Origin of the sequence: Pseudomonas sp. UW4 (genome assembly GCF_000316175.1) — a bacterium.
Lineage (GTDB): Bacteria > Pseudomonadota > Gammaproteobacteria > Pseudomonadales > Pseudomonadaceae > Aquipseudomonas > Aquipseudomonas laurylsulfatiphila.
On the sequence record NC_019670.1, the window covers coordinates 3,438,224 to 3,450,739 of the forward strand.

At 60.5% G+C, this 12,516-nt stretch carries 9 protein-coding genes; 4 read left to right on the plus strand and 5 right to left on the minus strand.

Annotation, left to right across the window (positions count from 1 at the left end):
• Positions 1-307: 307 nt before the first annotated feature.
• The 4 genes from PPUTUW4_RS14870 to PPUTUW4_RS14885 all read right to left on the minus strand — a co-directional run bounded on the left by PPUTUW4_RS14870 (position 308) and on the right by PPUTUW4_RS14885 (position 5,326).
• Positions 308-559 carry a DUF1652 domain-containing protein gene (locus tag PPUTUW4_RS14870; RefSeq protein WP_015095413.1) on the minus strand — a complete coding sequence of 84 codons (252 nt, stop codon included), beginning with the start codon at positions 557-559 and terminating at the stop codon, positions 308-310.
• Positions 560-719: 160 nt separating this feature from the next.
• The gene (locus PPUTUW4_RS14875; protein WP_015095414.1) at positions 720-2,216 is read right to left on the minus strand and encodes a helix-turn-helix transcriptional regulator; all 1,497 of its coding nucleotides are present in this window, start codon (positions 2,214-2,216) and stop codon (positions 720-722) included.
• Positions 2,217-2,409: 193 nt separating this feature from the next.
• Positions 2,410-3,693 (minus strand): Zn-dependent hydrolase, encoded by a 1,284-nt coding sequence (locus PPUTUW4_RS14880; protein ID WP_015095415.1) that lies wholly within the window; start codon positions 3,691-3,693, stop codon positions 2,410-2,412.
• A gap of 148 nt (positions 3,694-3,841) precedes the next feature.
• A complete protein-coding gene (locus PPUTUW4_RS14885; RefSeq protein WP_015095416.1) occupies positions 3,842-5,326 on the minus strand; it encodes an NCS1 family nucleobase:cation symporter-1 in 1,485 nt (494 codons plus the stop codon).
• 543 nt (positions 5,327-5,869) lie between these two features.
• On the opposite strand from PPUTUW4_RS14885, the gene hydA reads away from it, so the two are divergent.
• The 3 genes from hydA to preA all read left to right on the plus strand — a co-directional run bounded on the left by hydA (position 5,870) and on the right by preA (position 10,116).
• Positions 5,870-7,309, plus strand: coding sequence for a dihydropyrimidinase (gene hydA / locus PPUTUW4_RS14890; protein WP_015095417.1), 1,440 nt, complete (start codon positions 5,870-5,872; stop codon positions 7,307-7,309).
• A 164-nt stretch (positions 7,310-7,473) separates the two neighbouring features.
• Positions 7,474-8,841 (plus strand): NAD(P)-dependent oxidoreductase, encoded by a 1,368-nt coding sequence (locus tag PPUTUW4_RS14895; RefSeq protein WP_015095418.1) that lies wholly within the window; start codon positions 7,474-7,476, stop codon positions 8,839-8,841.
• Positions 8,842-10,116: an NAD-dependent dihydropyrimidine dehydrogenase subunit PreA gene (preA, locus tag PPUTUW4_RS14900; RefSeq protein WP_007988216.1), complete on the plus strand. Its 1,275-nt coding sequence runs from the start codon at positions 8,842-8,844 to the stop codon at positions 10,114-10,116.
• 124 nt (positions 10,117-10,240) lie between these two features.
• Here preA and PPUTUW4_RS14905 read toward each other — a convergent pair whose 3' ends face one another.
• Positions 10,241-10,861 (minus strand): TetR/AcrR family transcriptional regulator, encoded by a 621-nt coding sequence (locus PPUTUW4_RS14905; protein ID WP_015095419.1) that lies wholly within the window; start codon positions 10,859-10,861, stop codon positions 10,241-10,243.
• A gap of 233 nt (positions 10,862-11,094) precedes the next feature.
• On the opposite strand from PPUTUW4_RS14905, the gene PPUTUW4_RS14910 reads away from it, so the two are divergent.
• The gene (locus PPUTUW4_RS14910) at positions 11,095-12,390 is read left to right on the plus strand and encodes an OprD family porin (RefSeq protein WP_015095420.1); all 1,296 of its coding nucleotides are present in this window, start codon (positions 11,095-11,097) and stop codon (positions 12,388-12,390) included.
• The last annotated feature ends 126 nt before the right edge of the window (positions 12,391-12,516 follow it).

Consider the following 12,516-nt stretch of genomic DNA (forward strand, 5'->3'; position numbering starts at 1 on the left):
CGCACATCGCCCAGTACATCGGTTTTATCCATGGCCTGGCAGGTGCGTACAGGAGGGGGTGGCGTGACCGCTGGAGGTGGTGGCGGGCTGGAACAGCCGCCGAGAATCGCTACGCACAATGCCAGCGACAAGGGTGAGATAACGCGTTTCCCAAGAGTTTTCATAGGTTGACCCGCGATAAGTGATCGACACATTTTTGTGACAACAAAACCGGCGCGCAAAATCCATACACCTGTCACAAAAATAAATATCTGCGAATCACTTATAGCCCAGCCAGTGGCCAATACCAGCAAAAAGCTGGCAGTTCTTACATCACCGGGTCAGGACGTTGCAGGGAATTGCACTGCAGTTCATAGCGCAATTCTTCGATCAGCGAAGCGACCGACTCTGCTGTTTGCAGCGTGCTCATGTTCAGGCCACTGACCACCAGGTCCACCTGACCCGACACCGGGTGATAGAGCTTGACGGTCAGCCAGTGTTCGCCGGTGATACTGCATTCACAGGCCAGGGGTGAAAAACTGTGCTCGATCAGCATCCTCAACTGCACGAGCGTAATCATTGCGACGGGCCCTGGTGGCTTGATGGGGGGTGTAACGGGCTCATGGGGCTATTCCTGTTGGCGGTTTACTCAGGGGGCGCACAGCTGCATCCCCAGCCTAAGAGCCACCACGGCAGGTCGACACATGCATTTGCACCCAGCGCCTTAGTGCAATTGCACCTTAACGCTGCCCCTTGGGCCGCCACTCGCTGGAGAACAGCCCCCGCTCCCGCGCCCAGACAATCGCCTCGCTGCGACTGTGTATGTCGAGCTTGGAATACACCGCAGCCGCATGGTTGCGCACCGTGTTCGGCGCCAGCTTCAGGCGCGCGGCGATTTCCTTGTCGGCCAGGCCTTCGCAAATCAAGCCCAGCACATCGCGCTCACGGGCGGTCAGGTCAGTGAAGGACAGGTTGGGCAACTGCGCAGAATTCACACTCTTCACGTTGGCCAGTTTTTCGATCAGCGTGCGGCTGAACCAGGAGGCGTCCTTCATCACTTCCTCGATGGCCGCCACCAGCTCCAGCTCGGTGCGCTTGCGCTCGGTGATGTCCATCAACACCAGCAGATAACAGGGTGTGCCCTGAATGTTCACGGTGTCCGCCGACACCGTGCAATCGATCAGCCCGGCGTCTTTTCTACGCACACGCACATCGATGCGGTCCAGGCTGCCGGTTTTCTCCAGGGCGGCGAACAGCTGGATGCGTGCGTGCCGGTCTTCGAAGAAGTCGATCTGCGTTATGCCGATCCCACGCACCTCTTCACCGGGATAACCCAGGGTATCAAGGAAGGCTTCGTTGACATCCAGCACCAACTGATCCGCCGCGCGGCATACCAGTATCGGCACCGGCGACAGGCGAAAGGCCTTGGCGAAACGTTCTTCGCTTTGGCGCAGGGCGATTTCAGCCTTGTGCCGGGGCTCCATGTCGACAAAGGAAAACAGCATGCAGGCTTCGTCGTTGAGCTCCAGCGGCTGACCGGCCACGATTACTTGCTTGCGACCACCGTCGGCCAGGCGCAACTCGGCCTGCATCTGGGGAATGGTCGTCCCTTCGCATAGACGCTGCCTGGCCAGTTCTTTGTGCTCGGCCTGGTCCAGCACGTCCAGCTCATAGGTCGAAGTGCCGATCACCTGGTCACGGGAGTAACCGGTCATTTCGAGGAACCCCGGGTTAACCTTGATGTAGCGCAAGTCACTGAGCCGACAAATCACCGCCGGTGCCGGATTGGCCGTGAAGGTTTTTTCAAAACGCTGCTCGGCGCTGGCCCACTCGGTGACATCGTCCATGATCAACACCAGAGATTCCGGATCGCCACGGCTGTCGGCCAATACCAGGCTGCGCACGCGATGGACCCAGGTACGCGCTTCGTCCGCCGCCGGCGTCACTTCCACCAACACATCGCTGAACGTCTCGCCGCGCGCGACCCGGCTGATCGGGTAGCTGTCAACTGCCAACCCGTGCTTGTTGCGATAGCGCAAGGCGAAGCGTTTGGCATACGCCGCGGCAGTGGCACCCAGGTCGCTGACTTGCGAAACACCGTGCATGGCCAGCGCCGCCTCGTTGGCCCACAGGATGCTCTGGTCGGGATCGAGCAGAATAACCCCGTCGGACAGACCGGCGATGATCTGCTGCAACTGGCGGCGATTGGTTTCCGTGCTCAGGACGTCCTGGCTCATCGCATCTCCACAAGAATGGCGACCCTGTGAAGAATACGACCGCCCGGGCTTGCAATAGTGCAAAGAAACCTTGTGGGAGCGAGCCTGCTCCGGGCGGCCGTTTGACTAGTACAGATTCAACGATGCCTCCAGCCCTGCCAATTTTTCCGGATTACGCATGATGAACCGGTTGGGAGTTGCGATCTTTTGATCTTCAAGCCGCCAGTTTCCCCTTCGCGATGGCCTCAGAAGCCGCCAGCATCGCCCGCAACAACACCGCACACCCGGCCGCCAGATCATCCGGTGCAGCGTTTTCGATTTCGTTGTGGCTGATACCGCCCTCGCACGGCACAAAGATCATCCCCGCCGGACCGAGTTCGGCGAGGAAGATCGCGTCGTGCCCTGCTCCGCTGACGATGTCCATGTGCGACAGGCCCAGGCTTTGGGCAGCACCGCGCACCGCCTCGACGCAGCCCTTGTCGAAGTAAAGCGGCGGGAAGTCGGCGGTCGGGGTGAGTTCGAAGGTCAGGCCGTGTTCGTCGCAGGTGGTTTCGATGACTTCGCGCACTTCGGCGATCATCGAGTCCAGGCGTTCCGGTTCCAGGTGGCGGAAATCCAGGGTCATGCGCACTTCACCGGGGATGACGTTGCGCGAGCCGGGATAGGCTTGCAGACAACCGACAGTGCCACAGGCATGGGGTTGATGGCTGAGGGCGGCGCGGTTGAGTGCACCGACGATCACCGCGGCGCCGACCAGGGCGTCCTTGCGCAGGTGCATCGGGGTCGGGCCGGCGTGGGCTTCGACGCCACGCAGTTTCAGGTCGAACCACTTCTGCCCGAGCGCGCCCATGACCACGCCTATGGTCTTGCGTTCGTCTTCAAGTATCGGGCCTTGCTCGATATGGGCTTCGAAATAGGCCCCGACTTTGTGGCCGCTGACTTTACGCGGGCCGGCGTAGCCAATGGCATTCAACGCGTCACCCACGGTCACGCCATCGGCATCGACCTTGGCCAGGGTTTCTTCGAGGGTGAATTTTTCCGCGAACACACCGGAGCCCATCATGCACGGGGCAAAGCGCGAGCCTTCTTCGTTGGTCCAGACCACCACCTCCAGCGGTGCTTCTGTTTCGATGTTCAGGTCATTGAGGGTGCGCAGGACCTCGACGCCTGCCAAGACACCGAAGCAGCCATCGAACTTGCCGCCCGTGGGCTGGGTGTCGATGTGACTGCCGGTCATCACCGGTGGCAGGTCGGGATTGCGCCCGGGGCGACGGGCGAAGATGTTGCCGACGGCGTCGATGCTGACCGTGCAGCCGGCATCGACACACCATTTGACGAAGATGTCCCGAGCCTGGCGATCGAGATCGGTCAGGGCCAGGCGACACACGCCCCCCTTGACCGTGGCGCCGAGTTTGGCCAGCTCCATGAGCGACTGCCACAGGCGGTCGCGGTTGATGTGTTGATGGCTGGACTGCAGAACGTCGACGGCCGCGTTCATGATGATCTCCTCTGGCTGTTCTTGTGTGTTTCTTCAGGCAATTCGTTGGTGATTGTGCGGCCGCCTTCGCGAGCAGGCTCGCTCCCACAGGGTTCTCGGGTGTTCACAAAACCTGTGGGAGCGAGCCTGCTCGCGAAGAGGCCAGCCGCTACACCGCAGATTTCGCGACAGATGGGCTGGACCGCATCACACTCAACCCGTAATAAATCACCCCTCCCAAAATCGAACCGGTGAACCAGCCGTAGCTGTAGAACCAGCTGAACGCATCGCTGCCAAGCGACAGCAGCGTCAACACCACCGGCACACCGAAGGCCATGAAACCGCTCCAGTTCCACGCCGGATACACGTCATCGCGGTACAGGCCGGCAAGGTCCAGCTGCTGTTTCTTGATCAGGAAATAGTCCACCACCATGATCCCGGCGATCGGCCCGAGCAGGCTGGAATAGCCGAGCAACCAGTTGGAATAGACGGTTTCCAGGCTGAGGTCGGAAACGATCAGGCCGAGTTTTTTCAACAACTCATGGGCCATCAACGCCAAGCCGACGAAGCCCGTCAGTAGCACGGCGTTGGTGCGGTTGATCACCTTGGGGGCGATGTTCTGGAAGTCATTGGTCGGCGACACGATATTGGCTGCGGTATTGGTCGACAGCGTGGCGATGATGATCAGCGCCATGGCCAGTGCGACCCACACCGGGCTCTGGATATGACCGATCAGGGTCACCGGATCGGAAACCGTCACGCCCACCAGCTTCACCGAGGCCGCGGTCATCACCACACCCAGGGAAGCAAACAGGAACATGGTCAACGGCAGGCCGATGATCTGCCCGACAATCTGATCCTTCTGGCTTTTCGCGTAGCGGCTGAAGTCCGGAATGTTCAGTGACAGCGTGGCCCAGAAGCCGACCATCGCGGTCAGCCCGGCGGCGAAGTAACTGGCTACCCCGGCGCCTTCGGGACGCTTGGCCGGAATCGCCAGCAACTCGGTCATCGACACGTTCGGCATGGCCCAGACCAGCAGCCCTACACCCACCAAAACCAACAGCGGTGCAGACAGGGTTTCCAGCCATTTGATCGACTCGGCGCCGCGTATTACCACCCACAGGTTCAGCGCCCAGAACACCATGAAGCCGATGACCTCGCCGGTGCCGCCCAGGGACTTCCAGCCCTCGAACACCGAACCGAGGAAGAGGTGAATCGCCAACCCGCCGAACATGGTCTGGATGCCGAACCAGCCGCACGCCACCAGGGCGCGGATCAGGCACGGAATGTTGGAACCGAGCACGCCGAAGGACGAGCGCAGCAACACCGGAAAGGGAATGCCGTACTTGGTGCCGGGAAAGGCGTTCAGGGTCAGGGGAATCAGCACGATGACGTTGGCTAACAGAATCGCCAGCAGCGCTTCTCCAACGGTCAGGCCGAAGTACGCGGTCAGCACGCCACCGAGGGTGTAGGTCGGCACGCAGATCGCCATGCCCACCCATAACGCGGTGATGTGCCATTTGTTCCAGGTGCGTTCGCGCACCTTGGTCGGTGCAATGTCGTGGTTGTAACGGGGACTGTCGAGGACATCGCTGCCGGCTTCCAGCTCGAACAAGCCGTCGCGCTCGGTCACTTGCGATCTGATCTGTTGCATGGCCGCTCCACTGTTCTTTGAATTATTTTTTTGCTCATCGGGGGCTGGCGGCATCAATAAACGTGCCGGGTACCCCGATTACGCATCGGGCAGTTCCATAAACACATTGCAACCAACTGATGTTTATCAGTTTTATTCGCTGACTCGACTATTTGTCAGGCCACTCAGGCCGAATGCCAGGCAAGTTGTCCGGACAGTCAGGACTCAAACTGGTGCGTTGATCTTTTTTTCAATGGCTGCGCATCAACCATAGACCATACTCAAACAGCTGATTTCACATAAGAAATCTTGACTATTTTTCGATCCTGTCAAGTGCGTCAAAATGGTGAGGTCGCTCACCATTTTGGTGATTATTGTATTTAATCGTTAAATATCAATCAGTTAATAACTGCATAAGCTTATAAAAAATATTCTTGCCGATTCGATTAACTGCAGCTAGCGTTTAATCCTGACAGCACTGACAGGAATACACCTGTTGACGCTGGCGTCACATAAAACATCTAGAGCCGGCACAAGCCGGTCATTGCCTGCGAGGAACTCGGAATGTCTCTGTTGATCCGTGGCGCCACCGTTATTACCCATGATGAAAGTTATCGCGCCGATGTGTATTGCGCAGACGGCGTGATCAAGGCCATCGGCGAAAACCTCGATGTCCCTGCAGGCGCCGAAGTGCTCGACGGCAGCGGCCAATACCTGATGCCCGGCGGCATCGACCCGCACACCCACATGCAACTGCCGTTCATGGGCACCGTGGCCAGCGAAGACTTCTACAGTGGCACGGCGGCAGGACTGGCTGGCGGCACCACCTCGATCATCGACTTCGTGATTCCCAATCCGCAGCAATCCTTGCTCGAAGCCTTCCATCAATGGCGCGGCTGGGCCGAGAAGTCGGCGTCGGACTACGGCTTTCACGTCGCCATCACCTGGTGGAGCGAACAGGTCCGCGAGGAAATGGCCGAACTGGTCAGCCAGCACGGCGTCAACAGCTTCAAGCACTTCATGGCCTACAAGAACGCGATCATGGCCGCCGATGACACCCTGGTGGCGAGCTTCGAGCGCTGCCTAGAACTGGGCGCGGTGCCGACCGTGCATGCGGAAAACGGCGAACTGGTCTATCACCTGCAACGCAAGCTGATGGCCCAGGGCATCACCGGGCCGGAAGCGCATCCGCTATCGCGGCCATCACAGGTTGAAGGCGAGGCCGCGAGCCGGGCGATCCGCATCGCCGAAACCCTGGGTACGCCGCTGTACCTGGTGCACGTCTCGACCAAGGAAGCCCTCGACGAAATCACCTACGCCCGCGGCAAGGGCCAGCCGGTCTACGGCGAAGTGCTGGCCGGGCACCTGCTGCTGGACGACAGTGTCTACCGCCACCCGGACTGGCAAACCGCCGCCGGTTATGTGATGAGCCCGCCGTTTCGCCCTCGCGGTCATCAAGAGGCGCTCTGGCATGGCCTGCAATCGGGCAACCTACACACCACCGCCACCGACCACTGCTGCTTCTGCGCCGAGCAAAAAGCCGCAGGCCGCGACGACTTCAGCAAGATCCCCAACGGCACCGCCGGCATCGAAGACCGCATGGCGGTGTTGTGGGATGAAGGGGTGAACAGCGGACGCTTTTCGATGCAGCAATTCGTCGCGCTGACGTCCACCAACACCGCGAAGATCTTCAACCTCTACCCACGCAAAGGCGCGATTCGCGTCGGCGCCGATGCCGACCTGGTGCTGTGGGACCCGCAAGGCACGCGGACCATTTCCGCCAAGACCCACCATCAGCAGGTGGACTTCAACATCTTCGAAGGCAAGACCGTGCGCGGCGTGCCCAGCCACACCATCAGCCAAGGCCGGGTGGTCTGGGCCGACGGTGACCTGCGGGCCGAGCGTGGCGCCGGGCGCTACATCGAACGGCCGGCGTACCCGGCGGTGTTTGATTTGCTGAGCAAGCGGGCCGAGCTGCACAAGCCTGTAGCTGTTGAACGCTGAGAGCGGCCTTCGGCCTATCGCGAGCAAGCTCGCTCCCACAGTGGATCTTCAGTGTTCACAAATCCCTGTGGGAGCGAGCTTGCTCGCGATGAGGCCCGCACAGACAACACAAAAAACAATGCCCATTCAGAGGCAGCACCTCAAATAACCGTGAGGCCAACACCGTGATCAAGACCCTGGACCACCTTCCGCATCCCGTTGAGAATGCGGCCGCCCTCGCCGGCCATTTCACCGATCTGGCGCCGCCGCTCAACGAGCGACAGGCGCACCTGGAAGCCTCGCGCTGCCTGTATTGCTACGACGCGCCCTGCGTGAATGCCTGTCCGAGCGAAATCGACATTCCCTCGTTCATCCGCAACATCCAGCAGGACAACGTGCAAGGCGCCGCGCAGAAGATCCTCTCGGCCAACATCCTCGGCGGTAGTTGCGCCCGGGTGTGCCCGACGGAAATCCTTTGCCAGCAAGCCTGCGTGCGCAACAACGCCCACGAATGCGCGCCGGTCATGATCGGCCTGTTGCAGCGCTACGCCGTGGACAACGCCCACTTCAGCACTCACCCGTTCCAGCGTGCTGCCGCCACCGGCAAACGCATCGCCGTGGTGGGCGCAGGTCCAGCCGGATTGTCCTGCGCCCACCGCAGCGCCATGCACGGGCATGACGTGGTGATCTTCGAGGCGCGGGAAAAAGCTGGCGGCCTCAATGAATACGGGATCGCCAAATACAAACTGGTGGACGACTACGCGCAACGGGAGCTTGAGTTCCTGCTGGAAATCGGCGGAATCGAAATCCGCCACGGGAAAAAACTCGGGGACAACCTGACCCTCAGCGAACTGCATCAACAGTTCGATGCGGTGTTCCTCGGCCTCGGGCTCAACGCCAGCAAGCAACTGGGCCTGGCCCACGAAGACGCGCCCGGCCTGCTCGCCGCCACCGACTACATCCGCGAACTGCGCCAGGCCGATGACCTGAGCCAATTGCCCCTGGCCGATCATTGCATCGTCCTCGGCGCGGGCAACACCGCCATCGACATGGCCGTGCAAATGGCCCGTCTCGGCGCCCGTGACGTGAACCTGGTGTACCGGCGCGGCGTCGAAGACATGGGCGCCACCCATCACGAACAGGAGATTGCCAAGGCCAATCAGGTGAGGCTGATGACCTGGGCACAACCTGAAGAAGTGCTGCTCGATGACCACGGCCGGGTGCGCGGCATGCGTTTCGCCCGCACCCATCTGGTCGAAGGTCGCCTGCAAACCACCGGTGAAACCTTCGAACTGGCCGCCGACGCGATCTTCAAGGCCATCGGCCAGGCCTTCGACAGCGACGCCCTCGCCGATCCGCTGGCGTGCGAACTCAAGCGCCAGGGCGAGCGCATCGCAGTCGATGAACAGCTGCGCACCAGCATCCCCGGCGTGTATGCCGGCGGCGACTGCACCAGCCTCGATCAAGACCTCACCGTGCAAGCGGTGCAACATGGCAAGCGCGCCGCCGAGGCGATCAACACTCAACTGATGCTCAACGTGGAGGCTGCGTAAATGGCCGATCTGTCGATTGTCTTCGCCGGCATCAAGGCACCCAATCCTTTCTGGCTGGCCTCCGCGCCACCCACCGACAAGGCCTATAACGTGGTCCGCGCCTTCGAGGCCGGATGGGGCGGCGTGGTCTGGAAAACCCTGGGGGAAGATCCGGCGGCGGTGAACGTGTCGTCGCGCTACTCGGCGCACTTCGGGGCGAACAGGGAGGTGCTTGGCTTTAACAACATCGAGCTGATCACCGACCGCTCGCTGGAGATCAACCTGCGGGAAATCACCCAGGTCAAAAAGGACTGGCCGGACCGCGCGCTGATCGTGTCCTTGATGGTGCCCTGCGTCGAGGAATCCTGGAAACACATCCTGCCGCTGGTGGAAGCCACTGGCGCCGACGGCATCGAACTGAACTTCGGTTGCCCCCACGGCATGCCGGAACGCGGCATGGGCGCCGCGGTCGGCCAGGTGCCGGAATATGTGGAACAGGTCACCCGCTGGTGCAAGACCTATTGCTCGCTGCCGGTGATCGTCAAGCTCACGCCGAACATCACCGACATCCGCGTCGCCGCCCGCGCGGCCCATCGTGGCGGTGCCGACGCGGTGTCGCTGATCAACACCATCAACTCGATCACCAGCGTCAACCTCGAGCGCATGGTCGCCAATCCCATGGTCGGCAGCCAGAGCACCCACGGCGGTTACTGTGGCTCGGCCGTCAAGCCGATTGCCTTGAACATGGTCGCCGAAATCGCCCGTGACCCGCAGACCCAAGGCTTGCCAATCAGCGGCATCGGCGGCATCGGCAACTGGCGCGACGCTGCGGAATTCATCGCGTTGGGCAGCGGCGCGGTGCAGGTGTGCACGGCGGCGATGCTGCATGGCTTCCGGATTGTCGAAGACATGAAGGACGGTTTGTCACGCTGGATGGACAGTCAGGGCTACGCCAGTGTCGCGGAATTTTCCGGGCGCGCGGTGGGCAACACCACGGACTGGAAGTACCTGGACATCAACTACCAGGTGATCGCGAAAATCGACCAGGAGGCGTGCATCGGCTGTGGTCGTTGCCACATTGCCTGTGAGGACACCTCGCACCAGGCCGTAGCCAGCCTCAAGCAAGCGGATGGCACGCACAAGTACCAGGTGATCGATGAGGAGTGCGTGGGCTGCAACCTGTGCCAGATCACCTGCCCGGTGCAGGACTGTATCGAGATGGTGCCGGTGGAGACCGGCAAACCGTTCCTGGACTGGAATCATGATCCGAGGAATCCGTATCACGTCAGCCCTTGATATTAGCGGCGCCTGAGCTGACGCCATCGCGAGCAAGCTCGCTCCCACAGGGATCGTATTAACACTGAGATCCCCTGTGGGAGCGAGCTTGCTCGCGATGGCGTCGGCAGCTACAACAAAAATCTCAAGGCTCCAACCCGATCCCCCGCAAAATCACACTGGTCACCGTCTGCACTGCTTTTTCAAATTGCATGTCCGACAGCGGCTGGTGGTCGTTGAGAATATTCACCTGGTGATCGAAGTCGGCATAGTGCTGGGTCGAGGCCCAGATCATGTACAGCAGGCTCGACGGCTCCACCGGCAGGATGCGTTTGTCGTCCACCCACTGGCGGATTTTCGCTTCCTTCATCTTGGCCCAGTCGTACAGGCTCGCATCCAGCGCTGCGCCGAGGGTCGGCGCGCCGTGGATGATTTCGTTGGCCCAGACTTTCGACCCATAAGGCCGGCTGCGGGAATGGTTCATCTTGGCGCGGATGTAGCTGCTGAGCACCACGCGCGGGTCGTCGAACATCTCGAAGCACAGCGCGTCCTGCTTCCAGACTTCCAGCAAATCGAACAGCACTGCGCTGTACAGTTCGGTCTTGGTGCTGAAGTAGTAATGCAGGTTGGAACGCGGCAGTTGCACTTGCGCGGCGATGTCGGCCATGGCCGTGCTGCCGAAGCCCTTTTCAGCGAAGACCTTTTCCGCCCCCAGCAGGATTTTTTCGACGTTACTGCGACGAATCTCGATCTTGTGATTGCCCATGCGGGTCCCCGACAACAGCGTTGAGCAAGACTAGCATCCGCTCTGGACTGCGGCGACAGGGGAAAACGAATCTCCGTACAGCCGCAGTCAGAAAGCTGAGAGTCTAATCCACCCCGCCACAAGTCATCGTATAACTTCCGATTGACAACCCACAAAAATCCCGCAAATATCGCCCGCAATGTTGTACGACGACGTATGACAACTATAAAAACAAGAAACAAGGGAGCGTCACCATGAGCAAGCTCGTCCGCAATTCGTCCGCCCGTTCTTCGCGTGCATACCTTTCTCGTCGTCATACCCTGAGCCTGATCGGCTGCAGCGGGCTGGCCCTCGCCTTGCCCATCACAGGCCAAGCCGCAGGTTTCACCGACGACGCCAAGGCCACGCTGAACCTGCGTAACGCCTACATCAACCGCAACTACACCAACCCGGCCTACCCCCAGGGCAAGGCTGAAGAGTGGACGCAAAACTTCATCCTCGATGCCAGGTCCGGGTTCACCCAGGGCACCGTGGGTTTCGGTGTCGATGTACTGGGCCTGTATTCGCAGAAGCTCGATGGCGGCAAGGGCACTGGCGGCACGCAGCTGTTGCCGATCCACGACGACGGCCGCCCCGCCGACAATTTCGGCCGCCTGGGCGTGGCGCTTAAAGGCAAGATTTCGAAAACCGAGTTGAAGGTCGGCGAATGGATGCCGGTGCTGCCGATCCTGCGTTCCGACGATGGCCGCTCACTGCCGCAGACCTTCCAGGGCGCCCAGGTGACGTCCACCGAAATCAGCGGCCTGACGCTGTATGGCGGTCAATTCCAGAAAAACAGCCCGCGCAATGACGCGAGCATGGAAGACATGTTCATGAACGGAAAAACCGCGTTCACCTCCGACCGTTTCAACTTCGGCGGCGGTGAATACGCGTTCAATGAAAAGCGCACGCAGGTCGGCGTCTGGTACTCGGAGCTCAGCGACATTTACCAGCAGCAATACTTCAACCTGACCCACAGTCAGCCCGTCGGTGACTGGACCCTGGGCGCCAACCTGGGCTACTTCATCGGCAAGGAAGACGGCAGCGCCAAGGCCGGTGATCTCGACAACAAGACCGCGTTTGCCCTGCTCTCGGCCAAATATGGCGGCAACACCTTCTATGTCGGCCTGCAAAAACTCACCGGCGACGACGTGTGGATGCGGGTCAACGGCACCAGCGGCGGCACCCTGGCCAACGACAGCTACAACTCCAGCTATGACAACGCCCGGGAGAGATCCTGGCAGGTACGCCACGACTACAACTTCGTCGCCCTCGGCATTCCCGGCCTGACCCTGATGAACCGCTACATCAGCGGTGACAACGTGCACACCGGCGCGATCACCGACGGCAAGGAATGGGGCCGCGAATCCGAACTGGCCTACACGGTGCAGAGCGGTGCGCTGAAAAACCTCAACGTGAAATGGCGTAACGCGAGTATCCGCAAGAGTTTCAGCACCAACGAATTCGATGAAAACCGCATTTTCATCAGCTATCCGATTTCGTTGTTGTAACTCCCGGGATCAAATACCCCCCTGTAGGAGCGAGCTTGCTCGCGATGGTCGTCAACGATAACGCTGGAAACCTGATACCCCGTGGCGTTCTCAGGTTCATCGCGAGCAGGCTCGCTCCTACAGGAC